The following is a 25,527-nucleotide window of genomic DNA, read 5'->3' as shown; positions in this document are numbered from 1 at the left end:
ACCCCGCCCCCCACACAGCGCGTCAGAGGGAACGCCACGAGACGTGGCGGGTGTTCCCCCCCCCCCCCCCCCCCCCCCCCCCCCCCCCCCCCCCCCCCGCGCATCTGCTCGCTCGCCTTCTGTGTGCGTTTCACTGCGCGGCGTCACCCCGGAGTGGCAGTCTGCTGAACAGAAATCGACAGCAGTACGGAGCCGGAGGTGCACGTCCCGTGGCGTCCAATGTCAATCCCACCGTCAGGCGACGCCGGTTGGGCCAGGAGCTACGAAGGCTCCGTGAGCTCAAAGGCATGACGGCGGAAGAGGTGGCCGAGCGGCTGCTGGTCTCCCAGTCGAAGATCAGTCGACTGGAAAACGGCCGCCGCAGCATCAGTCAGCGCGATGTCCGCGATCTGTGCGGGGTCTACCAGGTCGAGGACCACCGCATTGTGGATTCACTGATGCAGATGGCCAAGGATTCGCGTCAGCAAGGTTGGTGGCACGCCTTCGGCGACATCCCCTACAGCGTCTACATCGGCCTGGAGACCGAGGCGGCCTCACTGCGGATTTATGAGTCCCTGCTGGTGCCCGGTCTGCTGCAGACCCCCGGCTACGCCGAGGCGGTCATCCCCGGTACGGTCCCCGAGCTGGCGCCCGACCATCTGGAGAAGCGCATCCAGGTGCGGATGCGCCGCCAGGAGCGGGTCACCGATCCCGAGCGCCCGCTGCGGCTGTGGGTGGTGCTGGACGAGAGTGCGCTGCGGCGGGTGGTCGGCAGCCATCTGATCATGCGCGAGCAACTGGACCATCTCGTCGAGATGAGCCAATTGCCGCATGTGACGGTGCAAGTCCTGCCGTACGACACCGGTGCGCATGCCGGAATGTCGGGAACCTTCTCCATCCTGGAATTCGACGATGCCGCCGATTCCAGCGTGGTGTACATCGAGGGCGTCACCAGTGACCTCTATCTGGAGAAGACCAACGATGTGCACAAATACACGATCATGTACGAGCATTTGCGTGCCCAGGCGTTGAGTGCGGAGCACAGCCGGGAGTTCATCGCCGCCGCGGCGAAATCCCACGCGGACGCCATGGGTTGACATCCACCAGGAAGTCAATGGCGCGGAATCCAGGATTCCGGAGAAAGGGATCGCACGGTACACCTGCCATCGCTCCCGTGAAAAGAGATCAAGAAATATGCCCTTCGTACGGGTGAACGGCCTCTGCGGCTGGTGATGTTGGCGCGTAGCGTCGTCAGTACCGAATCCCCGGTAACTCAGAGTGAGCTGGAGTGATCATGGCCGTGCAGCCCAATTCCGCATTCTCCTGGACCAAGTCGTCGTACTCCGGCGGCAACGGCGCTTGCGTGGAAATCGCCGTGCCGACCGCGGCAGCCATCGCGGTGCGCGACTCCAAGGACCCCGAGGGTCCGCGCCTCACCTTCGACAACTCCTCCTGGCGCCACTTCGTGTCGGACGTCGCCGGTGGCGCGTTCGACGCGGCGTGACCTGAGCCGTCACCGTCCGCAATTCGCAGTTGTGAGCCCTCTCGACTGGATCGCCGTCCCGGCCGAGGGGGCTCGGCCATGCCCGGGTTCCCCGTTCCGGCGGGCCGGTGGCCGTCCGTGTACGACCGCCGGCGACGTCCGTCAGCGCAGTTCGGACACATAGCGGTCCGTCCCGGGCACGGTCGGCAGGAAGGGCGCCACCAGCTCCACCCGCCCCAGCCCCGACTCCGCGACCTCCTCCTCCAGGCCGGCGAACTGCTCCGGCCAGCCGTCGCGCGGGTCCTGCTGGAGGAACCACAGCAGGGTCAGCCGGGTGTCGACGCCCTCGACCTGCCGCACATACGACATCCGGTCCCCCGGCAGCGGAGTCGGGCGGAAGACCGTCACCATCGCGGCCGGGGAACCCGACAGCCGCCGCGGCAGATGCCGGGCACACAGCCACTCCAGCAGCTGGTCCCGCCGTTCCGGGCCGTCCGCGTCGATCACCTCCAACACCAGCCCGGCGTACGGGTGGTCCAGTGCGTGGAAGTCGCGGGGGCCCGCCGCACCGTCCCGGTACACCGTCGCCAGGTGGTCCTGGAAGGCCGTGAAGACATGGGTACGGTCCTGGTAGACCCGGCCGTCCCGGTTGAGGCGCTTGTTGATGCCGACGGTCCACTTCATGTGCTCGTCGTAGCGGCCCGCGGTGATCCAGTACGTGGAGAGATAGCAGCCCACCGTGACCGGCCGGGCGATGGCGGACTTCTCGGGGCGGCGCAGCAGTTGCAGCTCGCGGGTGGCGACCCAGCGGCGGCCGGCGAAGATCCACGGCATCGCCATCGCGCCCGCGATGTAGTGGTCGTCCTCGTACCAGCGGTTGTAGGCGTATTCATGGCCGGGGTGCGGTTCGACCATGGTGATCAGCGCATGTCCGGGGTGCACACCGTAGGGGCCGACGGCGGCCAGCTCGGCATAGGCGGCGGGCCCGGTGCCGGCGGCGGTGGCGACCTCTGGCGCTCGTTCGCTGTCTGCGGTCATGACAGACAGGTGTAGCTGACGGACCATCAGGTAGCGAGGGGTGGTGCGCGAAATCGTCAGGCATCGAGCGCGCGGGCCCCCTGCCCTGACGCAGCCCCGGCCCGCAGCCCCGTCCGTATCCGCCCGCATCCCCGTCCGTCCGCCCCGGCTCATCATCCGGTCACCCCTGCGCCCCGTCCCCCGGCCGCTTAAGCTGCCGGGCATCTGTGGCTGACGGTGGTTGGGCGCAGGACACGAGCGATGGGAGTCGTCATGGCGGACGCGATAGTTGGCCACGCTGTTGCCCCCGTGCCCGGGCTTGCCGCCCGGGCGGCGCGGACCGGGAGTTCGCCGGTACGGGACATCCTGGCGCTCACCGCCCGGCCGGAGGTCATCTCGTTCGCGGGTGGGCTGCCCGCGCCCGAGCTGTTCGATACGGAGGGGCTGGCGGCCGCGTTTCGGCATGTGCTGGCGGAGGATCCGCTGCGGGCGCTTCAGTACTCCACCAGCGAGGGCAGTCCGGCGCTGCGGGCGGCCGTCGCGGCGCGCACCACCGCGCGGGGGCTGGCCACCGATGCCGATGACCTGCTGGTGACCACCGGCTCCCAGCAGGGGCTGACGCTGCTGGCCACCGCCCTGTTGGAGCCGGGGGACGTGGTGCTGGTCGAGGACCCCTGTTACCTCGCGGCGCTGCAGATCTTCTCCCTCGCCGGTGCCCGGGTGGTGCCGGTGCCGACCGACGACGAGGGGCTGGACCCGGTCGCGCTGGACGAGATCACCGCGCGGGAGCGGCCCAAGCTGCTCTATGTCGTGCCGACCTTCCAGAACCCGACCGGCCGCACGCTGTCCGCCGAGCGCCGGGCCGCGGTCGCCGAGGTCGCCGCCCGGCGCGGGCTGTGGATCGCCGAGGACGACCCGTACGGCGAGCTGCGCTTCGAGGGCGAGCCGGTGCCGTGGGTCGCGACCTTCCCCGGGGCCGAGGACCGTACGGCGCTGCTCGGCTCGTTCTCCAAGGTGATGGCGCCCGGTCTGCGGCTGGGTTCGCTGCGCGCGCCGGCCGCGCTGCGGCGCGCATGTGTCATCGCCAAGCAGGCCGCCGATCTGCACACCTCCACCGTCGATCAGGCCGCGGCGGCCCGGTACTTGGCGGTCGCGGATCTGGACGCGCATCTGCTGCGGGTGCGCGACGCCTACCGTGAGCGGCGGAACGCGCTGGTCGACGGGCTGGCCGCGGCGCTGCCCGAGGGCTCGCGGTGGAACCGGCCGGCGGGCGGCATGTTCGTGTGGGCGACGCTGCCGGAGGGGTATGACGCGACGGCGCTGCTGCCCGAGGTGGTGCGGCATGACGTCGCGTACGTCCCAGGCGCGCCGTTCTTCGCCGGGCCGCCGGACGCCACGGCCGTCCGGCTGTCGTTCGTGACGCACTCCCCGGAGGAGATCCGCGAGGGGCTCGGCCGGCTGAGGAAGGCGCTGGAGGGGGCGCGGCGGCACGGCTGAGCGCCAGGGGGGGTGTCTGCGGGCCCGGTGGCGCCCCCTCGATGGCGAAGCGCCCTGGGGGAGAGCCCTCTGGGGCTCGCCCTAGGGGGAGAGCCCTCTGGGGCCGGCTGCCCCTGCCCGGCTCCGTCTTGGCGAACGGCTCTGGTCTTCCCGGGGCGCCGGGCCTAACCTGACGCACCATCAGGAGTGAGTCTGGGCGGCCCGGCCGGGAGGCACACATGCTGCTGTGGAACAAGACCGTCGTCATCTCGGGCGTGGGCGCCGGGCTCGGCCATCAGGTCGCGGCGGCCTGTGTGCGGGAGGGCGCCTCGGTGGTGCTGGGGGCTCGTACGGAGGCGAATCTCGCCAAGTCGGCGGCGCAGCTGGATGCTTCGGGCGCGCGGACGGCCTGGCGGGTGACCGATATCGGCGACGAGGCGCAGTGCGCGGCGCTGGCCGGGCTGGCCGTGGAGCGGTTCGGCGGGATCGACGCGGTGGTCCATGTCGCCGCCCTGGACTCGCTGTTCGGGGGCCTGCGGGATGCCGACTTCGACTCCTGGCACCGTGTCGTGGATGTCAATCTCTTCGGCACGCTGCGGATGACCCGCGCCTGTCTGCCGTCGCTCACGGCGCGCGGCGGCGGGTCGGTGGTGCTGATCGGCACCCAGTCGTCGGTCGCCGCCCCGTCACAGGTCCAGCAGGCGGCGTACGCGGCGTCCAAGGGCGGGCTGGTCTCCGCGATGTACTCACTGGCGCGCGAGCTGGGGCCGGACCGCATACGGGTCAACACCGTGCAGCCCGGCTGGATGTGGGGGCCGCCGGTGGAGGCGTACGTACGGTTCCAGGCGCAGAGTGAGGGCGTGCCAGAGGCCGAGGTGCTGGCCCGGCTCACCGAACGGATGGCGCTGCCCGAGCTGGCGACGGACGCGGATGTGGCCGAGACCGTGGTCTTCCTGGCCTCCGACCGGGCGCGCGCCATCACGGGGCAGTCGCTGCTGGTCAACGCGGGGGAGTTGATGCGGTAGGTGGGGCGGGGGCGCCTCGGCGTAGCCCGGGGCGGCCCCTGAGTCTCTGCCTCTGCCTCTGCCTCTGCCTCTGCGGCCGCCTACGCGTTCGTTTTGCGGCCGCTCTACGCGCGCGGGTAACGGGCGAGCCAGCCCGGCGACGAGCCGCCCGGACCGTGCAGCGCGGCGCCCTGCGTCATCTCCATCGAGAAGTCGTCGGCCAGCTGAAGGATCGTGTCCCGGCCCTCCAGCTCGACCAGCCAGACCGGCGGCAGTGCCGTCTCGCCGTGCAGGGTGCCCAGCAGATTGCCGCAGATCGCGCCGGTGGAATCGCTGTCCCCGCCGTGGTTGACGGCGAGCAGGAGGCCGTGCCGGATGTCCTCGGCGACCAGTGCGCAGTACACACCGATCGACAGCGCCTCCTCGGCCGTCCAGCCCTCGCCCAGGGACTCGACCCGGGCGGGCGTCGGCATGCCCTGCCGTACGGCGCCGAGCGCACGCTTGAGGGCGTCGGTGGTCTCCTCGTGGCCGGGGCGGGTGGCCAGATGGGCCAGCGCCTTCTGTACGGCGCTGTCGAGGTCCTCGCCACGGGCCAGCGAATGGCTGATCACCGCGAACGCGCCGGCCGCCAGATAGCCGGTGGGGTGGCCGTGCGTCTGCGCCGCGCACTCGACGGCGAGCTGGAAGACCAGCTGCGGCTCCCAGCCGACCAGCAGCCCGAACGGCGCGGAGCGCATCACCGCGCCGCAGCCCTTCGAGTCCGGGTTCTTGGGGCTGTCGAGCGTGCCCATCACCTCGTCACCGAGACCGCTCAGACACGCCCGGCCCGGCGCCCGCCTGGAGTACAGCCACTCCTCGCGGGCGAGCCAGCCGTCGTCCTTCCTCCGTTCGTCCGGTCCCCAGTCGCGCTGGGTGGCGGACCAGCGCAGATAGGCGCGGTGGACGTCGGTGGGCGGATGCCAGGCGCCGGTGTCGCGGCGTACCTGGGCTCGGATCAGGCCGTCGACGGTGAACAGCGTCATCTGGGTGTCATCGGTGACCGCGCCGCGCCGCCCGTAGGCGGGGACCAGATCGGTCACGCCCTCTTGGCCGTGCGCCTTACGGATCGCGTCGAGCGAGTCGAATTCGATACCGGCACCGAGCGCATCGCCGATGGCGCCGCCGAGCAGACAGCCGCGTACCCGGCTGCGGAAATCCTGCTGCTCCGCGCGCCCCCAGATGGCGCCGCCGCCTACTGCGCTCATGCCGAACCCTCGCTCCGCTCGGCCTCGCATTCGCGCGGCGCACACCTCTGAACGGCACGTTCGCTGCGCTCGCTCACTGCGCCCTCCTGAAGCTCACTGCGTACCGGGGCCCTGCGGGGCCCCTGGCGCAGCACTGTAATCGACCGAGAATGATCAATTTTTGGCCAGGAGGGTATTGCGAATAGTCATTCGTAAGGAGGCTTTTGGCCGGTGGCGTCCGATGGGTGGGGGTCGGGTGGTGGGTCGGCTCGGGTGAGGGGTCGGGGTCGGGCGGTGGCCGGGGTCGGGCGGTGGCCGGGGTCGGGTGGTGGGTGCGGGGTCGGGGCGGTGGGGCGGTGGTTCGGGCGGTGCGCCCCTCCATGGTCGTCACCGTCACCACTACCTCCCCCTGACCACGGTCCGCCCGTCCACCGCCCTCCCCCTAGCTAGGGAGAACCTCATGCGGCTATGTCACCCGCCGCAATGACGAGGGCTACTTCCCACAAGCGGTCGAAGCCATCACGGCCTTCCTGGCGGGCAGCCCGATCCGTCAACTGGGCTGAGGCAGCACCGGTCATCCGGACGTGGGACCCGCCCCAGGAGCGTAGGCCCCGGCCGACCTCGCCCGGCCGCTCCCGGTCACACGGAGCGTGCCACCGCATCGGGCCTCTGGGCCTCCGGGCCGCCTGACCGACGCCTTCGTCCCGGGGGCCCTCGGGCGGCGCCCCCATCGGACCGGGCGCACAGCCGCCCCCGTCCCCGCCCTTCTTCTCGTCCGTGTTCTCGTCCTCGTCCTCGCCCTTCTCGTCGTCCTCGTCCCACTGGATGATCGGCACCACCTCTGTCTCGCCCTCCCCTCGCGCCCCCACCTGGGCGCGCATCCGTTCGATGATGGCGGCGTCGCCCGTTGGGCATGCTCTCCCCATGTCCGAGTACGAGTGGGATCGCACCACCATGGCCGTCGTCGCCTCCGCGCTCTCCGGAGACAGCGACGGCGCGGTGGAACTCCTTCGGCCGCTCCCCCAGAGCGATGTGTGCCATATCGCCGTACGGCTCGCCGCCATGGCCGCCGACGCACTGATCGTCGCCGCCCAGGACAGCGGAGGGGACCGCGAGGAGGCCCTGTCGCAGTGGCAGCAGTGCATCCTTCAGCACGAGGCGGAGTACGAGGGTGGAGTGGGGGACTGAGCATCGGGGGCCATGACCGCGGACGCTGAGGCTGTCTTGGCTTGGTGGCGTGGTCGCGGGTGATGGCAGGGTCCGGTTCGGTGGCAGGGTCCTTGTCGGTGGCACGGCCCCGGCCGGGGCACGGCTACTGTCGGCGGCAGGTCCCGGACGGTGGCGGGTCCCGGGCGGTGGCGGGTCCCGGGCGGTGGTGGGTCCCGGACGGGTCCGGCTCAGCGGACACCAGGGGTGGTAGCAAGCGCCCGGGGCGCCTGTTCACCTGCGGCCGACCGTGCGCCCGGAACGCCGGCACTCCAGGACGCTGTCGCTCCGGGTCGCCATCACTCCGGGTCGGCAGCTGGCAGCTGCAAGTGGCGTATCAGCCCGCTGCGTATCGACTCCAGCCGCTCGGTCTCCGCGCCCGGCAGACGCACGAGATCCCGCAGCCCCAGTTCGGTCTCGGCAACGGCCTCCCATGAACCGCCGTCCAACAGTTCCGCGATGAGGGCCTCGGCACCCGACCAGTCGCCCAGAGCACATCGAACCAGGACGGCGACGGACTCCGGCGATATGAGAGCCGTCTCCAGGAGGGGGGTTGGGGCCGAGGGGGCGTTGCTGCCGTACAGAGGGGAGGTGCGGTCGTGGCTGGGGGTGGTGTGCCGCCCGCGTCCGTTCGCAGCCACGGCCCCAGACGTGGCCCCGGCCCCTGACGCAGCCGCGAGTGCAGACGCAGCCACGGCCGGGTCAGCAGATACAGCGGCGGTCGTGGTGCAGGCCCCTCTCGCCACCCCACCGCCAAGCATGGCGGCCAGCAGCGACGCCTCGTACCGAACAACCGGGCCGGCGTCCGAGTCGGCCGAGTCGTCGCCCGCGCCGGCATGCATCGCCTCTCGGGCAGCCTCGATCGCCTCGCATGCCGCGCCCAGGTGGCCGGTCCGGCGTAGGCAGCCAGCCTTGAGGGACAGGAGGGTGGCGGTGGCGGACGGGCCGGGCTCGGCGAGGGCGCGGTGGAAGTCGGCGAGGGCGCGGGGGGTATCGCCTCGTAGGAGGTGGGTTTTGCCGCGGCGGGCGAGGGTGTGGGTGGGGGCGTCGCCGAGTTCGAGGGCTCGGTCGAAGTCCGCCAGCGCTTCGGTCAGTCGGCCGGTGAGCAGGTTGATCGTTCCGCGGGTGGCCGTGAACCGGCTCGAATCGGGGGTGAGGCGTACGGCGGTGGAGAGTGCGGAGCGGGCTTCCTCGATGCGGCCCAGGGCCGTCAGCGCCAGGGCGCGTTGCCAATGGGTGTGGCCGTCCCCGGGGTCCAGGGCGATCGATCGGTCGAGGTCCGTGAGGGCCTGTTCGTAGCGGCCCAGGTGACCGCATACCGCGCCCCGCAATCCCCAGACCCTGGCATCGTCCGCGTGGAGTTCCAGGGAGCGGTCAAGGGCCGCCAGTGCCTCGTCGTGGCGGTCCAGGGCGTGCAGTGCGGTGCCGCGGGCGCGGTGGGCCCAGGCATAATCGGGGTCGACGGAGAGGGCCCGGTCGGCCTCCAGGAGCGCTTGCTCATGCCGTCCGCTGTCCAGGCAGGTGTGGCAGCGCTCCGCCCATACCCAGGGGTCGTTCGGCTGGAGTTCGGCGGCGCGCCCGAGGGCGTCGAGGGCTTCGTCATGGCGGCCCATCACCCGCAGGGTGATCCCACGGCGAGCGTAGGCCCAGACGTAGGCGGGATTGACGGCCAGGGCGCGGTCGAACTCGGCCAGGGCCAGGTCGTACTGTCCCGTGTCGCGGTAGGTAGCGCCCCGTTCGGCCATCGCCCAGGCGTAGTTCGCGTTGATCTCGATGGCGCGCTCCAGGCCCGCCAGCGCTTCCTCGTGGCGGCCGAGGCGGCGCAGACAGACGGCGCGGCTGGCGATGCTGAAGGCGTGGCGGGGTTGCAGGGCCAGGGCCCGGTCGAACTCGGTGATGGCCTGCTCGAAGCTACCCAGGAGACGGTGGGCCTCGCCGAGTTGGGAGGCGGCTTCCCAGGAGTCCGGAGTGATCTCCAGGGCGCGGGTGTAGTCCTCGGCGGCACGCTCGAAGCAGCGCATATAGCGGTGGGTCAGACCACGGCCGAGCAGGGCGAAGGCGTTGCGCGGCTCAAGCTCCAGGCAGCGGTCGAAGTCGGCGAACGCCTGTTGCCAGGCCTCGGCCTTGCGGTGTTCGCGGCCCCGGACACAGTGGATACGGGCCTGCCCCTGCACATCGAGGCCGGGGTGGCCGAGCAGCGCGGTGAGGATCGCGATCAGGCCGCCGCCGTCCTCGGTGAGCGCCGTGGTCATGCGGTCGCCCCAGTCGCCGACCTCCGGGTCGCCGGCGTCCTCACCGGCCTGGCGGATGGTCTCCACGACTCTGCGCACGACGGCCGGCGCGTGTTCGGCGGCGTCCAGGGTGTCGGACAGCGCCGGGGTGAGGGACGGCTGCGGGTCCGCGCAGAGGGAGTGGTAGAGCTCCCGGAGCCGGTGGTCCAGTTGGCGCTCGTCGGACCAGGGGTCCGCGGGGTTCGCGCCGGACGCGTGGTCCGTGCGGTGGCGCCGGGCGGCCTCGGCGAGTTGGCGGTGCCGGGCCGTCCAGGTCTGCGGTGATCTGCGGCGCTGGAGGCGCAGCATCGCCGTCCGCACCACCTCGTGGTACTGCCACCGCCCGGCCCGGGCGGTGACGAACGGCAGCCCGCACAGCCAGCCGAACTGTTCGGCGGCGGCCGGGTCCACCGCGGCCCGGAAGATGTCCTCGTCCACATGGCGCGGCAGGGCGGCCGCCAGTGCGGCTTCCTGGCGCACCGGGTCCGTCTCCCATTTCAGAAAGCGCTCGACGGCGGTGTCACTGGGGTCGTCGATGGCCTCGACGGCGCGCGGGCGGTTCTCGGCGAGGGTGGAGACCAGCACCGGAAGGCCGGCGGACAGCCGCAGGATCACCTCGACGACGCGCTCGTCGGTGATGTCCCTGGTCGCCAGGAACTGGCGGGCCTCGTCCTCGGTGAAGGCATCCAGCGGCAGATCCGTCACGCAGTCCAGGTAGTCGGCCCAGCAGCGGCGGTCCAGGGCGGTCCGGCCGGCCAGCGTCACCACCACGTTGGGCGCCAGCGGGCCGTAGCGATCGCTGACCAGGACGTCACACAGCCAGAGGTCGAGCAGCGGGCCCGTCCGCTCATAGGTGTCGAAGAAGAGCGCCAGCGAGGGCGACTCGTCCGCGACGGCGCTCACTTCACGGACGAAGACGGGCGTCAGGACCTCCAGCGGCGCCATCACCAACTGCACCTCGTCATGGCTGCGCAGCCGGGCGCTGAGCAGACCGCGCAGCCGGTCGGCGCCGCGCGCCACCTGGCGGGGGTCCAGTGCTCCGGTGACGGATCCGACGCCGGGTAGCAGCCCCAGGCCGGCCAGCCCCGCCTGGGCGGCGATCACGCTGGCGGGCGAGGGCACGGCCCCCTGGGGGTCGTCCTGGTCCGCCGGGCCGGGCGCTGCTTCCGCGGCGACGGCCGCCGCCTCGGCTTCGTGGCGCCGCTCCTGGTAGGTGGTGAGCAGCTTGTCGAAGACCTTCAAGGGGTGTCCCTGTGCGGCGAGTTGGCTGCTGATGGCCGCCATCGCCGCGGGGACGTCGTGCACCGTCTCGTCGACATACGCGGTCGGCACGCCCTGCTCGCGCGCGGTCTCCTCGAACTGCCGGACCAGCGACGTCTTGCCGACGCCCGCCTGGCCGTGCACATGGAAGAGGAACTGGTGCGCCGGATCCTCCACCGCGCGGGCGAAGTTGTCCCGGAACGCCGCGATCTCGCCGCGCCGCCCGACGAACCCCTCCCGCCGCCGGAGCCGGATCAGCTCCTGCCGCGAGAGCCTGCTGCGTGCCATCGATTCCACCCCCTCCGCCCCGGCGACTGCCGCGGTGCCGGCCTTTCTGCCCTGCTCCCGCAGATTAGCCGCCGGCGGCGGGGCGCGAAGGGGGCTGTGGATAACCGCGGATTCCGGCCCCCACCGGCTACTCCACGACCGGCAGCAGCTCCGGCAGATGTCCGTCCGACGCGAGGGCGGCGGCCTGGCGTTCCTCGGTGACCGGGGCGTAGGTCGTGGTGCGGGGGCGGGCCGGGCGGCCGGCCCGGTCGGCGATGGCGATGAGGTCCTGGATGGAGCGGTACGAGCCGTAACTCGAACCCGCCATCCGGGAGATGGTCTCCTCCATCAGGGTGCCGCCCAGATCGTTGGCGCCGGAGCGCAGCATCTCGGCGGCACCGTCCGCGCCGAGCTTGACCCAGCTGGTCTGGATGTTGGTGATGTGCGGGTGCAGCAGCACCCTGGCCATGGCCGTCACCGCGCGGTTGTCACGGGTGGTGGGGCCGGGGCGGGCGATTCCGGCGAGGTAGACGGGGGCGTTGGTGTGGATGAAGGGGAGGGTGACGAACTCGGTGAAGCCGCCGGTCTCCTGCTGGATTTCGGCGAGCAGGCGGAGGTGGCCCAGCCAGTGGCGGGGCTGGTCGACATGGCCGTACATCATCGTCGAGGAGGAGCGGATGCCCAGTTCATGAGCGGTCTTGATGACCTCGACCCAGGTGGCGGTGGGCAGCTTGCCCTTGGTGAGGATCCAGCGGACCTCGTCATCCAGGATCTCGGCGGCGGTGCCGGGGATGCTGTCCAGGCCGGCGGCCTTGGCCTCGCTGAGCCACTCGCGGACGGACAGCCCGGTGCGTGTCGCACCGTTGACGACCTCCATGGGCGAGAAGGCGTGCACATGCATACCGGGGACGCGTTCCTTGACGGCGCGCGCGATGTCGAAGTAGGCGGTGCCGGGCAGGTCGGGGTGGATGCCGCCCTGCATGCAGACCTCCACCGCGCCCACGTCCCAGGCTTGTTCGGCGCGGTCGGCGACCTGGGAGAGGGAGAGGGTGTAGGCGTCGGCGTCCGTGCGGCGCTGGGCGAACGCGCAGAAGCGGCAGCCGGTGTAGCAGACGTTGGTGAAGTTGATGTTCCTGGTGACGATGTAGGTGACGTCGTCACCCACGGTGTCGCGGCGCAGCTCGTCGGCGATGGTGCAGAGCGTGTCCAGGGCCGGCCCGTCGGCGTGCAGCAGCGCCAGGGCCTGCGCGTCGGTGAGCCGGGTGGGGTCGTCGGCGGCCTGCGCCAGGGCCTGGCGTACGTCGGAGTCGATGCGCTCCGGCGCCATCCCGGGGGCCGCGGCCTCGCGCAGTGCCTCCCAGTCGCCGTAGACCTCGTCGAAGTCGTCGCGGCGGTCGGCGGTGCGGCCTTCGGTGTCGATGGTGTGATGCAGGTCCGTACGGCCCGAGGAGCTCATCGTGAAGCCCTCGTCGGGCTCCTGCCAGGGGCGGCCCACCACGGGGGCGTCCTCGATGGCCAGGCCCGTCTCCGGGTCGGCGAGGGCGCGGACATGCGGCAGCAGGCGGGGGTCGAGCCAGGGCTCACCGCGCTGGAGGAACTCCGGGTAGATGGGGAGCCGTTCCCGCAGCTCGAAACCGGCCGCGGCGCAGCGCTCGGTCAGCTCGTCGATCTGCGGCCAGGGGCGCTCGGGGTTCACATGGTCGCGGGTCAGCGGGGAGACGCCGCCCCAGTCGTCGATCCCGGCGTCGATGAGCAGCTGGTATTCGCCGTCGACCAGGTTGGGCGGTGCCTGGATACGGGTCGAGGGGCCCATGATGTGCCGGGCCACCGCGATCGTCGCGGCCAGTTCCTCCAGTTCGGCGTCCGGCATTCCGCGCATCGCCGTGTCCGGCTTGGCGCGGAAGTTCTGCATGATCAGTTCCTGGATGCCGTGGTAGGCGCGCTGGATACGGCGCAGCGCGAACAGGGACTCGGCTCGCTCCTCGTACGTCTCGCCGATGCCGATGAGCAGCCCAGTGGTGAAGGGGACGTTGGAGCGGCCGGCGTCCTCCAGGACACGCAGCCGGACGGCCGGTTCCTTGTCGGGCGATCCGTGGTGGGGACCGCCGGGCTCGCTCCACAGTCGCTCGGCGGTCGTCTCCAGCATCATTCCCAAGGAGGGAGCGACGGGCTTGAGCCGCTGGAAGTCCGTCCAGGACAGCACCCCGGGGTTGAGGTGCGGCAGCAGACCGGTCTCCTCCAGGACACGGATGGCCATGGCGCGGACGTACGAGAGCGTGTCGTCGTAGCCGTGCGCCTCCAGCCATTCACGGGCCTCGGGCCAGCGGTCCTCCGGCTTGTCCCCCAGGGTGAACAGGGCTTCCTTGCAGCCCATTTCGGCGCCGCGGCGGGCGATGTCCAGTACCTCGTCGGGCGACATGAACATCCCGTGGCCGTCCCGGCGCAGTTTGCCGGGCACGGTGACGAAGGTGCAGTAGTGGCACTTGTCCCGGCACAGGCGCGTCAGGGGGATGAAGACACCGCGCGAGTAGGTGATGACCCCCGGGCGGCCCGCGGCCTCCAGGCCGGCATCCCGTACCCGGGCCGCCGAGGCGCACAGGTCCCTGAGATCCTCGCCGCGCGCCTGAAGCAGCACCGCGGCCTCGCCGGCGTCCAGCGCGACCCCGTCGCGGGCCCGCTTGAGCGCGCGGCGCATGGCGTTCGCCGTGGGGCGGCCGGCGGCGGCGGGCGCGGCGTTCGTTTCGCGGTCGGACCCTCGGTCGGATGCCTGGTCGGGTACCTGCGCGCTGGAAGTCATCCTCCGAGCATACGAGCGCCCACCGACAGCCCCGCCGCCGGAGAAGGGGCCGTTGATGTGCCGCTGATCACTGCGGACGGAGGTTCCGTCAGGGCCGGGAGAGGGCACCTTCCCGGCGGCGGCGCACCGCACGCTTACATGCTTGCCAGCAGCTCGTCGGAGTACGTCCTGGTCAAGAACTCCATGTTGTGGCCGTCGGGGTCAAGGACGTAGACACCGCGGCCGCCGTCGTGGTGGTTGATCTCCTGAGGCTTGGTGTGCATGGGGTCGGCCCAGTAGGAGAGCCCGCGCTCCTGTATGCGGCCGAAGATCCCGTCGAACTCCTCCTCGGTCACCAGGAACGCATAGTGCGTCGGGACGAATTCGCCGCCTGCGACATGCTCGGCGTAGTCGAGGGCCACCCCGTTGTCCAGCTTGAGGGCGGCGAAGGGGCCGAACGCCTTGGGCTCGGGCGCACCGAGCAGACCGGCCAGGAACCGGGCGGAGGCGAAACGGTCGGTGCTGTGCACGATCGTGTGGTCGAGGCGAGGCATTGAGACTCCTTGATCTCTGTGGTCCCGTGATCGGCGTAAATCTCTGTGGTCCCGTGAGCGGCGTGGTCCCCTGATCTGCGGGATCGTCCGGACCGTGGCTCTTCCAGGACCGTGGACCGTTCTCCTTGGGCCGTTGAATGCGGGTGGTTCAACGGACCTCACCTTCGACGCTACGACTGGACGGGGCGGGCGCGAATCGGCCTCCGGTACCGATCCCGGAGGCGAGGGCCTTACACCGATGGTCCTAGGGCGCGCCCGGGCCCGGCCGACCTCCGCCAAGCCCTCCGGCGGCCCGTCCGCCGCCGTCACGCATCCGGTACGGCACACTGCCGTGCGTCACAGGAACCGCGACGCTGCCGTGCGTCACAAGAACTGTGCGAAGTCGTCGAGCGTCCGCAGGACCTCCGCCTCCCCGGCCGGCGGCAATTGCAGGACCACCTCTTGCAGCCCCAGCTCGCGGTAGTGCGCCAGCTTCCCCGGTGACGGGTGGACCGCGTACGGGACCACCACCGGTTCACCCGTGCGCCCGGCGTCCGACCACGCCTGCCGTAGTACCGGGAGGGTCTCGGTCAGCCCCCGTCCGCCGATCGGCAGCCACCCGTCCGCGTACGCGGCGATCTGCCCGAAGAGCTTGGGCCCGGCCCCGCCGCCGAGGAGGATGCGCGGCGCGCCGTGGGCCGGTTTGGGGTGCGCGAAGGACGCCCGCACGGACCCGAATGCGCCCTTGTACGCGGTCGGTTCCGCGGCCCACAGGGCGCGCATCAGCGCCACCCGGTCCCGGGTCAGCTCCCGCCGGGTCGACCACTCGACACCGTGGTCGGCGGCCTCCTCGACGTTCCAGCCGTAGCCGATGCCCAGGGTGAAGCGGCCGCCGGAGAGGAAGTCGAGGGTCGCGATCTGCTTGGCGAGGTCGACTGGGTCGTGCTGGGCGACCAGGGTGATGCCGGTGCCGAGGGCGAGCCGCTCGGTGACCGCGGCGGCCTGGCCGAGTGCGATGAACGGGTCGAGGGTGCGGCCGTACTCGCGGGGCAGCGGCTCGCCCATGGGGGCGGGGGTGTCCCGGCTGGCCGGGATATGGGTGTGCTCCGGGAGATACAGGCCGGCGAAGCCGCGCTGTTCCAGCTCGCGGGCCAGCCGGTCCGGCCGGATCGTCTCGTCGGTCAGGAAGATCGTGGTCGCGATCCGCATGCTGGGACACCTCCGCGTCGGGCGTGTGCGTGACCGCATGTTGCCTCACCGCCCGACGGTTATCCACAGCCCTTTCGCTCGGTGTCACACGCGCGTACAACAGTTTTCACGCGGTGCGACGAGCGGCCGCGACGCGGCACTCATCCGACACGACATGACGCGGGGGCGGGGATGGAACGACGCGACGTTCTGAGACTTTCGGCGGTTGCGGGCGCGATGGGCGCGCTTACGCTCGGACGTGTGAGCTTCGCCGACGCGGCGCCCGCGGGCGGGCGGTCCGGAGGCGGGCCGGGCGAGCAGACCCGGCGGGTCACCGGCCATCTGCCCACGGGCGCACCCGACTTCGTATACCTGCCGGTCGAAGTGCCGCGCGGGGTGCGCGAAATCGCCGTGACCTACCGCTACGACAGACCCACCGTCCCGGAGGGCACGGCCGGCAACGCCTGCGACATCGGCATCTTCGACGAACGGGGCACCGACCTCGGCGGCGCCGGCTTCCGCGGCTGGTCGGGCGGAGCGCGTACGGAGTTTTTCCTGCGCGCCGACGAGGCCACCCCCGGCTATCTCCCGGGCCCCGTCAACCCCGGCATCTGGCATATCGCCCTCGGCCCGTACACGGTCGCACCGCAGGGCCTGTCCTACGACATCACGATCACCCTGAAGTACGGCCCCCAGGGGCACACCCCGGCGCCCGTCCATCCGCCCGAGCGCGCCCGGGGCCGGGGCCGCGCCTGGTACCGCGGCGACAGCCATCTGCACTCCGTCCACTCCGACGGCAAACGCACCCCCTCGGAGATCGCCGCGCTGGCCCGCGCCGCCGGGCTGGACTTCATCAACACCTCCGAGCACAACACCACCTCCGCGCATCGTGCCTGGGACGGCCTGTGGGGCGACGACCTGCTGATCCTGACCGGCGAGGAAGTCACCACCCGCAATGGTCACGTGGTCGCGATGGGCACCGACCCCGAGGTCTTCATCGACTGGCGCTACCGGGCCCGCGACAACGCCTTCGGGAAGTTCGCGCGCGCCATCCGCCGGGCCGGCGGCCTGGTCATCCCGGCGCATCCGCACGCCACCTGCATCGGCTGCAACTGGAAGTTCGGGCTGAACGAAGCCGATGCGGTGGAGGTCTGGAACGGGCCGTACACCCCCGATGACGAGGTCGCCCTCGCCGAGTGGGACAACACCCTGGTCGCCCACGCCCAGGGCCGCGCGGACTGGCTGCCGGCCGTCGGCCACAGCGACGCCCATCGCGATCCCGATGTCGTCGGCCTGCCGCAGACCGTGGTGCTCGCCGACGATCTCTCACGCCGGGCGCTTCAGGACGGCATCCGGGCCGGCCGGGTCTGGATCGCCGAGTCGTCGAAGGTCGACCTGGCGTTCTCCGTCACCGGTGAGCGGGGTGAACACGCCGGAATCGGCGAGCGGCTGGCGGTCTCCCGTGCGGCGAAGGCCACCGCCCGGCTGACGGTCTCCGGCACCCCCGGCTGCACGGTCTCCTTCGTCACCGACCAGGGGCGGCTGTACTCCACCGCGCTGCCGCCCTCCGGCGACGGCACCGTCAGCTGGCAGACCACCCCGGATAACGCCGCCTACATACGCGCGGAAATCCGCCACCCCTCGACGACACCGGGCCTGCCGGGCCCCATGGCGGCCATGACCAACCCGGTCTTCCTGGGCCGCCGGGGCTGGTCCCGGCCGGGCGCGGCGGACGGCGAGCGGAGGACGGCGGAGGGCAAGCCGCGGACGGCGAGCGGAGGACGGCCAGCGGAGCCCGGCGTGCCTCGGCGGCCCAGGGAGCGGTGCGCGGCAACGCACGCGGCGCGCCCTCGCACCGCTACAGCCCCGGCTCCCGCCCCGTACAAGACGCTCAGGCGCTCTTCCGCAAGATGAGGAGGGCGGCGACGGCCAGTGCCACGAGCGCCGCTGTGTCGATGCGTGCCACGCGCCTCGTGGCGCTGTTGAGACCCGGTGTGGAGTAGGCGAGCAACAGGAACGACCCCATGCTGATCGCCCCGGCGGTGACGGCAGGGAGGTGGAAGGGCGGGACGAACGCCGCGCAGAGCAGGGCGAGTCCGACGAGCCCCAGTAAGACGGCCCGGTGACGCAGCAGCACCATCAGGTCGGCGGAGCCGGGGCCCTCGGCCGACACTCCGTACGCCGTCGTGAGCTGCGACGGCGCGAACGCGACGAAGCCGGGGAGAAGGTTCACCAACCCCACGAGGAGGAGCAGAGCGGTGGTGACGCGGTCGAGCCACATGTGTCATTCCAAGGGGTGGGAAGGGTGGTCGAAGTGCTGGCTAGCATGCCTGCATGCCATCCGTGCCGCTTTCAGAAACGTGCGGTGTTCCGGCTGCGCTGTGGTTGTGGCCCGGTCAGGCGCTGTACGTGGGACCGTCCCTGGCGCTGGACATCCACTCCGGCTCGGTGAGCTGTCTGGCGGTGGGTGTGGACGAGGAGTTCACGGTCCAGCTGGAGAACGGCAGCCGCCAGGTCGCCCGTACCGCACTGATAGCGGCCCGGGTTCGGCACCGGGTTCTCCCCCACGGGAGCCGGATGGCGTTCTGTTACCTGGACCCCGCCTCGCCACGGGAGCGGGCGTGCCGTCGGTTGATGAGCGGGAGCGCCGAGCTCGCCCGGGGGCACGGCCACGAACTCCCGCTCACGCGGCTGGCCGCGCGGATGGACGGGAGTACCCCTCTTCCGGCCGCCCTGCGCTGGCTGGACCTCGCCGGTCCGGACGACCGCACGGAGGCCAGGGACCCACGGATCCGGCAAGCCACCTTGCGGCTGGCAGCGGAGCCGGGGCGGCAGCTCTCCGCCGAGAACCTGGCGGTGGAGGCCGGCCTGTCCGTATCGACGTTCCTCCGGCTCTTCCGGGCCCAGACGGGGACGACCTTCCGCCGCTACCGCCTGTGGACGCGCATGCTGCGGGTGGCGCTTCTGCTGGAGACCTGGCCGGATCTGAGCACGGCGGCCGTGGAGGCGGGGTTCGCCAGCCCCTCCCATTTCAGCAGCGCATTCCATGCGATGTTCGGTCTCCGGCCCAGCCGGCTCCTGACCCGGGGCGTGACGATCAGAGCAGCGTAGCCCGGGGCGTCACCGCGGGGGCGATGGCGGGACCGGCAGGACGGATGGAGCGCACTGACCGCCCGTCGGAGGATCCCGTGATTCTCCCTGCCGACGGTCAGCACGACCCGGCCCCACTCACCCCGACCCCGCTCACCCGGGCCCCACTCACTACAACCCCACTCACCCCAACCCAACTCACTACAACCCCACTCACCCCAACCCAACTCACCCCGGCCCCGTTCACCCCACCCAACTCACCCCAACCCAGCTCTCCCCAGCCCCACTCACCCCGGCCAGACGATCGCCTGCAGCTCGCTGTACGCGTGCAGCGCGTACGAGCCCACGTCGCGTCCCACCCCGCTCTTCTTGAAGCCGCCGAACGGCGCCTCCATGTTCCGGCCGACCGTGTTCACCCCGACCCCGCCGGCCCGCAGCTGCCGGGCCACCCGGAAGGCGCGGGCGACATCGCCGGACCAGACGTAGTCGATCAGCCCGTAATCGCTGTCGTTGGCGAGAGCGATCCCCTCGTCCTCCTCGTCGAAGGGCAGGACGACCACGACCGGACCGAAGATCTCCTCCCGTACGACCCGCATGTCCAGGGTGCAGTCGGCCAGCAGCGTCGGCGCGACATAGAAGCCGCGCTCGGGCGCGGAGGGCCGTTCGCCGCCCGCCACCACCCGGGCGCCTTCCTTTCGGCCCAGCTCCACATAGGACTCGATCCGGTCGCGGTGCGCGGCCGAGATCACCGGCCCGACCACCGTGCCCGGCGCGCGCGGATCACCGACCGTCAGCCGCCCGAGGTACCGCGTCAGCCGCTCCACCAGCGCCTCGTACACCCCGCGCTGGGCGAGCACCCGGGTCGGCGCCGTGCAGATCTGGCCGCTGTAGAAGGAGTAGGTCGTGCCGATGCCGGCCACCGCCGAGTCCAGGTCCGCGTCGTCGAAGACCACCGCGGCGCCCTTGCCGCCCAGCTCCATGAGCTGGCGTTTCATCCCGCGGCCGCAGACCTCGGCGATGCGCTGTCCGACGGCCGTCGAGCCGGTGAAGCTCACCATGTCCACGTCCGGCGCGTCCACGGCCGCCGCGCCGATCGCCGGGGAGGCGCCGCTGACGACATTCACGACCCCCGGTGGCGCCCCGGCCTCGGCCAGCGCCGCGGCCATCCGGTAGACCGACAGCGGGTCCTGCGGGGCGGGCTTCACCACGACGGTGTTGCCCATCGCCAGCGCCGGGGCGATCTTGCCTGCCGGGTTGGCCCACGGGTTGTTGTACGAGGTGATGCAGGTGACGACGCCGACCGGCTGCCGTACCGCCAGGGCACCCAGCACGCCCGCCTTCCCCATCGGCCCGGCCTCGTTGATCTGCGGCGGCAGCCCCTGCTCCACGGGCTCCACCGCTCCCTTCGCATACCGCCGGAAGCGCGCCACCCCCACCGCGACCTGCATACCGCGCGCCGTGCCGGTCGTCGCGCCGCTCTCCGCCTGTGCCACCTCGGCGTGCGCCGCGAAGTCGCGCTGCATCACCTCCGCGGCCCGGTCGAGGATCGCGGCGCGGCGCTGCGGTGCCGTACGGGACCAGGCGGGGAAGGCCCCGGCCGCCGCGGACGCCGCCGCGTACACCTGCTCCCGGCTCGCCTCGGGCGCGAGCCCGACGACCTCCTCCGTGGCCGGGTCGATGACCTCGTAGTGGCCGCCGTCGGGCTCGGCCCATTCCCCGCCGATGAACAGCCGTCCCGCGGCGCTCACTTGACTCTCACCGCCACCGCCACCGCCACCGCCACCGCCACCGGCCCCGGCCCCGGCCCCGGCCCCACGAGCCGCCGTTCACCCCCGCCTCGCCCTACGAGTCGCCGTTCACCCCTGCCCCGTTCCCCGCGCGTCAGCTCACCCACACCCCACCCCGCAACCGTCAGCTCACCCGCACCCCGCCCCACAACCGCCACCTCGTCCGCCCCCCACCCCACGACCAGCACCCCGCCCGGCACGCCCCTCACTTCGTGCTCACCGTCCTCGTGTCCCGCCCCGAGCGCAGTACCGTCCCCGGTACCGCGCCGGTCACCACGTCCTCGCGGATCGTCTCGACGCCGTTGACCCACACCGCGTTGATGCCGATCGCCCGGGAATCCAGGCGCGGGCTGTCGCCGGGCAGGTCGTGCACGAGGGTGGCCTTGCCCGCGTCGATCCGCTCCGGGTCGAAGAGGACGAGATCGGCGTGCCAGCCCTCTTCGATGCGGCCCCGCTCCCGCAGCCCGAAGAGCTGGGCGGGGTCGTCGGTGAGCATCTTCACGGCCTGCTCCAGGCCCGTCAGCTTCCGGCCCCGCAGGCAGTCGCCGAGAAAGCGCGTGGTGTACGGGGCGCCGCACATCCGGTCCAGGTGCGCGCCCGCGTCCGAGCCGCCGAGCATGACGTCCTCGTGCTGCCAGGTCTCGGCGCGCAGCGCCCAGGAGTCCGGGTCGTTGTCGGTGGGCATCGGCCACAGGACGGTCCGCAGCCCGTCGTTGGCACAGATCTCCACCAGGCACGCGAAGGGCTCCTGGCCGCGCTCGGCCGCGATGTCCCGCACGACGCGGCCGGTCAGACCCTCGTTCGCCGTGGAGTAGGTGTCCCCGATGACATAGCGGCCGAAGTGCGTGAGTCGCCGGAAGACACCCGCCTCCTTGCTGTCCGCGCGCCGCAGCATCTCGGCCCGGACCGCGGGGTCGCGGAGCCGCTCGATCCGTTCGGGGACCGGCAGGCCCAGGATGTCGCCCCATCCGGGGATCAGGTTCAGGGCGCAGAAGGTGCCCAGGGACATGTTCATGGGGGTGAGGATCGGCATCGTCAGGGCAACGATCCGGCCGCCGGCGTCCCGGGCCCGTTCACTGGCGGCCAGCTGCCGTGGCACCCGTTCGGGCACGGCCGCGTCGATGGTCAGCACATTCCAGTTCAGCGGACGCCCGGCGGCCGCGCTCATCTCGACGAGCAGCTCGATCTCGGCGTCGCTGAACTGATCGAGGCAGCCGGCCACGATCGCCTCGATCTGGGTGCCCTCGTGCTCGGCGACGGCCCGCGACAGCGCGAGCAGCTCGGCCGGCGCGGCGTGCCGGGAGGCGACCGGCCGGCCGTCCCCGTCGGAGTGGGTGGCGGACTGGGTGGTGGAGAAGCCCCACGCCCCGGCCGCCATCGCCTCGTGGAGGAGTGCCAGCATCCGCTCCATCTGCTCGGGCGTCGGCTGCCCGCCGATGGCGTCCTCCCCCATGACATGGCGGCGCAGTGCGCAATGCCCCACCATGAAGCCCGCGTTGACGGCGATCCGCCCCTCCAGGGCATCGAGGTACTCGCCGAACGAGCTCCACGACCAGGGCGCCCCCTCTTCGAGCGCCACCAGGGACATGCCCTCGACCTTGGCCATCATCCGGCGGGTGTAGTCGGCGTCGGCGGGCCGCTCCGGATTCAGCGGGGCGAGCGTGAACCCGCAGTTGCCGCCCGCCACGGTCGTCACCCCGTGGTTGAGCGAGGGCGTCGCGTACGGGTCCCAGAAGAGCTGGGCGTCGTAGTGGGTGTGCGGATCGACGAAGCCGGGGGCGAGGACGAGCCCGGTGGCGTCCTCGCTGCTCCGGGCCTCCTCGGTGACGGTGCCGGGCGGCGCGATGACGGCGATCCGGCCGTCGCGGAGGCCGACATCGGCGGTGTACGAGGGCGTGCCCGTCCCGTCCACAACGGTCGCGCCCTTGATCAGGTGGTCGAGCACGGTGTGCGCCCCTTCCCCTCGGCGGAATTCAGCTGCCCGTGGCCTGCCGAAACCTGGTCGTGCGGTGCACCGGATCGGTGTCGATCTTCGGGATGACGTGCTCGCCGATGAGCTTGACGGTGTTCATGGTGTCCTCGTACGAGATCCCGATCGGCAGCCCGAAGCTCAGCTGATCGGCGCCGGCCTGCTCCCAGCGCTTGCACTGCCCGAGCACCTCGTCCGGGTCGCCGCAGATCATCAGCTCCTCGGCGATCAGCAGCTCGATGATCTCGGTGGTGTAGTCGGGCAGCAGCTCGGGCCACTCGGGGATGCCCTCGGGCCGCGGGAAGGTGTCGTGGTAGCGGAAGACCAGCGACTGGAGGTAGTTGAGTCCCCCGTTGACCGCGATCTCCACGGCCTTGTCATGCGTCTCGGCACAGATCGCCGTCGACGTCACCATCACGTTGTCGTTGACGAAGTCACCGATCGGCTCGGCGTCCCGGATCGCCGTCTTGTACTGCTCCAGCACCCACGCCATGTCGGAGACCTTCTGCACGCTGAAGCCGAGGACCCCCAGGCCCTTCTTCGCCGCCATGGCGTACGAGGTCGGCGAGCCGGCCGCGTACCACATCGCCGGGTGCGAGGCCCCGTACGGCTTGGGGAAGATCTTGCGCGGCGGCAGCTGCCAGTGTTTGCCCTGGAACCCGGGGTACTCCTCCTGGAGCCACATCTTCGGGAACTCGGCGATCGTCTCTTCCCAGATCTCCTTGGTGTGGTTCATATCGGTGATGCCCGGCAGGAACCCCAGGATCTCGTGGCTGCCGGCGCCCCGCCCGCTGCCGAACTCGAAGCGTCCCTCGCTGAGATGGTCGAGCATGGCGACCTTCTCGGCGACCTTCACCGGGTGGTTGACCTGGGCGAGGGGGTTGAAGATCCCGGACCCCAGATGGATGCGTTCGGTCGCATGGGCCAGATAGCCGAGGAAGACGTCATTGGCGGAGAGGTGCGAGTACTCCTCCAGGAAGTGGTGCTCGGACGCCCAGGCGTACTTGAAGCCGGACTTGTCCGCCTGGATGACGTACTCGGTCTCCTCCATCAGCGCCTTGTGCTCCGCGAGCGGGTCGGTCTCGGCCCGCTTGCCCACATATCCCTGTACAAAGAGCCCGAATTCCAAGGAGGTTCACCGTCCCTGATGGCTATATCTGACGTACCGTCAGATTCGATGTGCCGACTGTTCCACCGCGCCCGGAGAGCGTCAAGAGCCGTCACGGGCTGACCTGACCAGCCGTCAGAAGATGCTGACCCCCGCCAGCCAGCCACCATCGACCACGAACGGCTGCCCGGTGATGTACGACGAGTCCTCGCACGACAGGAAGAGCGCCAGCTTGGCGACCTCCTCCGGCTGCCCGATCCGCCCCAGCGGCACCAGCTTCCGGTAGAGCTCGTCCACCGCCCGCTTGGACTCGGCCGGATCGACGGCCGGATCGAGCGCGGCCGGGTTGGTCATCGGAGTGTCCACCGCCCCCGGGCACACCGCGTTGACCCGGATCTTCCTGGCCGCCAGCTCCACCGCGGCGACCCGGGTCAGCCCGAGGACGGCGTGCTTGGTCGCGGCGTACGCGCCGACGAAGGCCATCCCGGTCAGCGCCGTGTAGGACGCGGTGTTGACGATCGTGCCGCCGCCGGCCGCCTCGATCTCCGGCGCCACCGTACGGATCCCCAGGAAGCAGCCGACCTGGTTGACCTGCACCACCTGCTGGAACTCCTCCAGCGGCGTCGACACCAGCTCGTTGAAGCGCAGAATGCCGGCGTTGTTGACCAGCCCGTCGATCTTCCCGAAGGTGTCCTTGGCGGCGACGACCGCGGCCTGCCAGTCCGCCTCCCGCGTCACATCCAGCGGGACGTACCGCGCGGAGGCCTCCCCCAGTTCCTTGGCGAGCGCCTCGCCCTGCGCGTCCAGCACATCGCCGAGCACGACCTTCGCGCCCTCCGCGACGAACAGCCGCGCCTCCTGCTCCCCCTGCCCACGCGCCGCACCCGTGATGATGACGACCCGCCCGTCGAGCTTGCCCATAGCCGCACTCCTCCGCTGGTGAGTTGCCCTGCGCCCGTCCGGGCCGTCAGCCGTTCAGCAGCGGCGCGACCTCCGAGCCGAACGCCACCATCTGATCGGTCAGTTCACTGCGGCTCCGGCTGCGGAACCGCACCTGGATCTGCTGCACACCCATCGCGCGGTACTCCCGCAGCGAGTCCGCGATCCGCTCCGCCGCCCCGGACAGCGTCCGCCGGCCGACCGCCCACCCCGGCTCGCCGACGTACAGCGGCTCGGCGATGGTGCCGATCACGACCGGCTCCTCGATTCCGGCCGCCTCCCGCAGCCGCCGCAGCCGGGTGATCTGGCCGGGCAGCTGTTCGCGCCGGTCACCCTGCGGGAGCCAGCCGTCGCCGCGCTCGGCGGCCCGGCGTACGGCGGCGGGCGAGGAGCCGCCCACCCAGATCGGCGGCCGCGGCGTCTGCACCGGCCGCGGCGCCTGCCCCAGCCCCCCGAACGCGAACCGCTTCCCCGCGAACTCCGGGAACTCCTCGGGCCCCAGCGCCACCTTCAGCGCGTCAACGGTCTCGTCCAGTACCGCCCCCCGCCGCCCGAAGTCCACCCCGAGCACCTCGAACTCCTCCGCCACGTGCCCGGCACCCACCCCGAGGATCAACCGCCCGCCGGAGAGCCGGTCCAGCGTCGCGTACTGCTTGGCCGTGATCAGCGGATGCCGCAGCCCGGCCACCGCGACATGGCTCAGCAGCCGGACCCGCTCCGTCACGGCGGCCAGATGCGCCAGCGTGGCCACCGGGTCGTACCAGACGGTGCTCATCGCCTCGGCCAGCCGCCGCGGAATCGCCAGATGCTCACAGCAGGCGACATACGCGAACCCGCACCGGTCCGCCACCCGCGCGATCTCGACCAGATCAGCGGGCCCCGCGGCCGCCTCCCAGCACTCCGCGAACAGCGTGCTCTGCGACTGCACCGGCAACTGCATGCCGTACACCAG

At 71.5% G+C, this 25,527-nt stretch carries 20 protein-coding genes; 7 read left to right on the top strand and 13 right to left on the bottom strand.

The window, feature by feature from the left end:
• The first annotated feature begins 209 nt into the window (after nt 1–209).
• Both ACZ4XD_RS26580 and ACZ4XD_RS26575 read left to right on the top strand, forming a co-directional pair.
• Nucleotides 210–1,076, top strand: a complete 867-nt coding sequence (locus ACZ4XD_RS26580; protein WP_468046088.1) for a helix-turn-helix domain-containing protein — start codon at nt 210–212, stop codon at nt 1,074–1,076.
• A gap of 197 nt (nt 1,077–1,273) precedes the next feature.
• On the top strand, nt 1,274–1,483 hold the full coding sequence (locus tag ACZ4XD_RS26575; RefSeq protein ID WP_085925816.1) for a DUF397 domain-containing protein: 210 nt from the start codon (nt 1,274–1,276) through the stop codon (nt 1,481–1,483).
• Between the two features lie 141 nt (nt 1,484–1,624).
• On the opposite strand, the gene ACZ4XD_RS26570 is transcribed toward ACZ4XD_RS26575, so the two are convergent.
• Nucleotides 1,625–2,500 (bottom strand): hypothetical protein, encoded by an 876-nt coding sequence (locus ACZ4XD_RS26570; protein ID WP_468046086.1) that lies wholly within the window; start codon nt 2,498–2,500, stop codon nt 1,625–1,627.
• 252 nt (nt 2,501–2,752) lie between these two features.
• On the opposite strand from ACZ4XD_RS26570, the gene ACZ4XD_RS26565 reads away from it, so the two are divergent.
• Together ACZ4XD_RS26565 and ACZ4XD_RS26560 are read left to right on the top strand one after the other, a co-directional pair.
• Complete coding sequence (locus ACZ4XD_RS26565) at nt 2,753–3,976, top strand: aminotransferase-like domain-containing protein (RefSeq protein ID WP_468046084.1); 1,224 nt, start codon at nt 2,753–2,755, stop codon at nt 3,974–3,976.
• Nucleotides 3,977–4,194: 218 nt separating this feature from the next.
• A complete protein-coding gene (locus ACZ4XD_RS26560) occupies nt 4,195–4,980 on the top strand; it encodes an SDR family oxidoreductase (RefSeq protein WP_468046082.1) in 786 nt (261 codons plus the stop codon).
• A gap of 104 nt (nt 4,981–5,084) precedes the next feature.
• Here ACZ4XD_RS26560 and ACZ4XD_RS26555 read toward each other — a convergent pair whose 3' ends face one another.
• Both ACZ4XD_RS26555 and ACZ4XD_RS26550 read right to left on the bottom strand, forming a co-directional pair.
• On the bottom strand, nt 5,085–6,203 hold the full coding sequence (locus tag ACZ4XD_RS26555; RefSeq protein WP_042156113.1) for an ADP-ribosylglycohydrolase family protein: 1,119 nt from the start codon (nt 6,201–6,203) through the stop codon (nt 5,085–5,087).
• 437 nt (nt 6,204–6,640) lie between these two features.
• The gene (locus tag ACZ4XD_RS26550; protein WP_468046080.1) at nt 6,641–7,063 is read right to left on the bottom strand and encodes a hypothetical protein; all 423 of its coding nucleotides are present in this window, start codon (nt 7,061–7,063) and stop codon (nt 6,641–6,643) included.
• A gap of 43 nt (nt 7,064–7,106) precedes the next feature.
• Here ACZ4XD_RS26550 and ACZ4XD_RS26545 point away from each other — a divergent pair, with 43 nt between their 5' ends.
• Nucleotides 7,107–7,370, top strand: coding sequence for a hypothetical protein (locus ACZ4XD_RS26545; RefSeq protein WP_018092249.1), 264 nt, complete (start codon nt 7,107–7,109; stop codon nt 7,368–7,370).
• Between the two features lie 317 nt (nt 7,371–7,687).
• Here ACZ4XD_RS26545 and ACZ4XD_RS26540 read toward each other — a convergent pair whose 3' ends face one another.
• The 4 genes from ACZ4XD_RS26540 to ACZ4XD_RS26525 form a co-directional block, all read right to left on the bottom strand.
• Nucleotides 7,688–11,206 (bottom strand): tetratricopeptide repeat protein, encoded by a 3,519-nt coding sequence (locus ACZ4XD_RS26540; RefSeq protein ID WP_468046078.1) that lies wholly within the window; start codon nt 11,204–11,206, stop codon nt 7,688–7,690.
• Nucleotides 11,207–11,333: 127 nt separating this feature from the next.
• Nucleotides 11,334–13,982, bottom strand: a complete 2,649-nt coding sequence (locus ACZ4XD_RS26535; protein WP_468046076.1) for a bifunctional FO biosynthesis protein CofGH — start codon at nt 13,980–13,982, stop codon at nt 11,334–11,336.
• Between the two features lie 134 nt (nt 13,983–14,116).
• The gene (locus ACZ4XD_RS26530) at nt 14,117–14,515 is read right to left on the bottom strand and encodes a VOC family protein (protein ID WP_468046074.1); all 399 of its coding nucleotides are present in this window, start codon (nt 14,513–14,515) and stop codon (nt 14,117–14,119) included.
• Between the two features lie 363 nt (nt 14,516–14,878).
• Nucleotides 14,879–15,703, bottom strand: a complete 825-nt coding sequence (locus ACZ4XD_RS26525; RefSeq protein WP_468046072.1) for a TIGR03619 family F420-dependent LLM class oxidoreductase — start codon at nt 15,701–15,703, stop codon at nt 14,879–14,881.
• A gap of 171 nt (nt 15,704–15,874) precedes the next feature.
• On the opposite strand from ACZ4XD_RS26525, the gene ACZ4XD_RS26520 reads away from it, so the two are divergent.
• A complete protein-coding gene (locus ACZ4XD_RS26520; protein ID WP_468046070.1) occupies nt 15,875–17,596 on the top strand; it encodes a CehA/McbA family metallohydrolase in 1,722 nt (573 codons plus the stop codon).
• Here ACZ4XD_RS26520 and ACZ4XD_RS26515 read toward each other — a convergent pair.
• Complete coding sequence (locus ACZ4XD_RS26515) at nt 17,574–17,963, bottom strand: hypothetical protein (RefSeq protein WP_468046068.1); 390 nt, start codon at nt 17,961–17,963, stop codon at nt 17,574–17,576. The genes ACZ4XD_RS26520 and ACZ4XD_RS26515 overlap by 23 nt on opposite strands.
• Nucleotides 17,964–18,091: 128 nt before the next feature.
• Between ACZ4XD_RS26515 and ACZ4XD_RS26510 the strand changes: the two genes are divergently transcribed.
• A complete protein-coding gene (locus ACZ4XD_RS26510) occupies nt 18,092–18,793 on the top strand; it encodes an AraC family transcriptional regulator (protein ID WP_468046066.1) in 702 nt (233 codons plus the stop codon).
• A gap of 266 nt (nt 18,794–19,059) precedes the next feature.
• Here the strand turns inward: ACZ4XD_RS26510 and ACZ4XD_RS26505 are convergent, their stop codons facing one another.
• The 5 genes from ACZ4XD_RS26505 to ACZ4XD_RS26485 all read right to left on the bottom strand — a co-directional run bounded on the left by ACZ4XD_RS26505 (nt 19,060) and on the right by ACZ4XD_RS26485 (nt 25,515).
• Nucleotides 19,060–20,520: an aldehyde dehydrogenase family protein gene (locus tag ACZ4XD_RS26505; RefSeq protein WP_468046064.1), complete on the bottom strand. Its 1,461-nt coding sequence runs from the start codon at nt 20,518–20,520 to the stop codon at nt 19,060–19,062.
• Nucleotides 20,521–20,764: 244 nt separating this feature from the next.
• On the bottom strand, nt 20,765–22,504 hold the full coding sequence (locus tag ACZ4XD_RS26500; protein ID WP_468046062.1) for an N-acyl-D-amino-acid deacylase family protein: 1,740 nt from the start codon (nt 22,502–22,504) through the stop codon (nt 20,765–20,767).
• 28 nt (nt 22,505–22,532) lie between these two features.
• A complete protein-coding gene (locus ACZ4XD_RS26495; RefSeq protein ID WP_468046060.1) occupies nt 22,533–23,657 on the bottom strand; it encodes an LLM class flavin-dependent oxidoreductase in 1,125 nt (374 codons plus the stop codon).
• Nucleotides 23,658–23,771: 114 nt separating this feature from the next.
• On the bottom strand, nt 23,772–24,557 hold the full coding sequence (locus ACZ4XD_RS26490; protein ID WP_468046058.1) for an SDR family NAD(P)-dependent oxidoreductase: 786 nt from the start codon (nt 24,555–24,557) through the stop codon (nt 23,772–23,774).
• A 46-nt stretch (nt 24,558–24,603) separates the two neighbouring features.
• Nucleotides 24,604–25,515 carry an LLM class F420-dependent oxidoreductase gene (locus ACZ4XD_RS26485; protein WP_468046092.1) on the bottom strand — a complete coding sequence of 304 codons (912 nt, stop codon included), beginning with the start codon at nt 25,513–25,515 and terminating at the stop codon, nt 24,604–24,606.
• Between the last annotated feature and the right edge of the window lie 12 nt (nt 25,516–25,527).

The sequence above is a fragment of the Streptomyces sp. NPDC029466 genome, from assembly GCF_055574515.1.
The sequence above is the reverse complement of the archived record's forward strand: the minus strand, read 5'-3'. Positions and strand labels throughout refer to the sequence as shown.

Coding starts and splice junctions, on each gene's coding strand:
- ACZ4XD_RS26575 (WP_085925816.1), top strand. CDS start 1,274: ATGGCCGTGCAGCCCAATTCCGCATTCTCCTGGACCAAGTCGTCGTAC.
- ACZ4XD_RS26570 (WP_468046086.1), bottom strand. CDS start 2,500: ATGACCGCAGACAGCGAACGAGCGCCAGAGGTCGCCACCGCCGCCGGC.
- ACZ4XD_RS26565 (WP_468046084.1), top strand. CDS start 2,753: ATGGCGGACGCGATAGTTGGCCACGCTGTTGCCCCCGTGCCCGGGCTT.
- ACZ4XD_RS26560 (WP_468046082.1), top strand. CDS start 4,195: ATGCTGCTGTGGAACAAGACCGTCGTCATCTCGGGCGTGGGCGCCGGG.
- ACZ4XD_RS26555 (WP_042156113.1), bottom strand. CDS start 6,203: ATGAGCGCAGTAGGCGGCGGCGCCATCTGGGGGCGCGCGGAGCAGCAG.
- ACZ4XD_RS26550 (WP_468046080.1), bottom strand. CDS start 7,063: ATGCGCGCCCAGGTGGGGGCGCGAGGGGAGGGCGAGACAGAGGTGGTG.
- ACZ4XD_RS26545 (WP_018092249.1), top strand. CDS start 7,107: ATGTCCGAGTACGAGTGGGATCGCACCACCATGGCCGTCGTCGCCTCC.
- ACZ4XD_RS26540 (WP_468046078.1), bottom strand. CDS start 11,206: ATGGCACGCAGCAGGCTCTCGCGGCAGGAGCTGATCCGGCTCCGGCGG.
- ACZ4XD_RS26535 (WP_468046076.1), bottom strand. CDS start 13,982: ATGACTTCCAGCGCGCAGGTACCCGACCAGGCATCCGACCGAGGGTCC.
- ACZ4XD_RS26530 (WP_468046074.1), bottom strand. CDS start 14,515: ATGCCTCGCCTCGACCACACGATCGTGCACAGCACCGACCGTTTCGCC.
- ACZ4XD_RS26525 (WP_468046072.1), bottom strand. CDS start 15,703: ATGCGGATCGCGACCACGATCTTCCTGACCGACGAGACGATCCGGCCG.
- ACZ4XD_RS26520 (WP_468046070.1), top strand. CDS start 15,875: ATGGAACGACGCGACGTTCTGAGACTTTCGGCGGTTGCGGGCGCGATG.
- ACZ4XD_RS26515 (WP_468046068.1), bottom strand. CDS start 17,963: ATGTGGCTCGACCGCGTCACCACCGCTCTGCTCCTCCTCGTGGGGTTG.
- ACZ4XD_RS26490 (WP_468046058.1), bottom strand. CDS start 24,557: ATGGGCAAGCTCGACGGGCGGGTCGTCATCATCACGGGTGCGGCGCGT.
- ACZ4XD_RS26485 (WP_468046092.1), bottom strand. CDS start 25,515: ATGCAGTTGCCGGTGCAGTCGCAGAGCACGCTGTTCGCGGAGTGCTGG.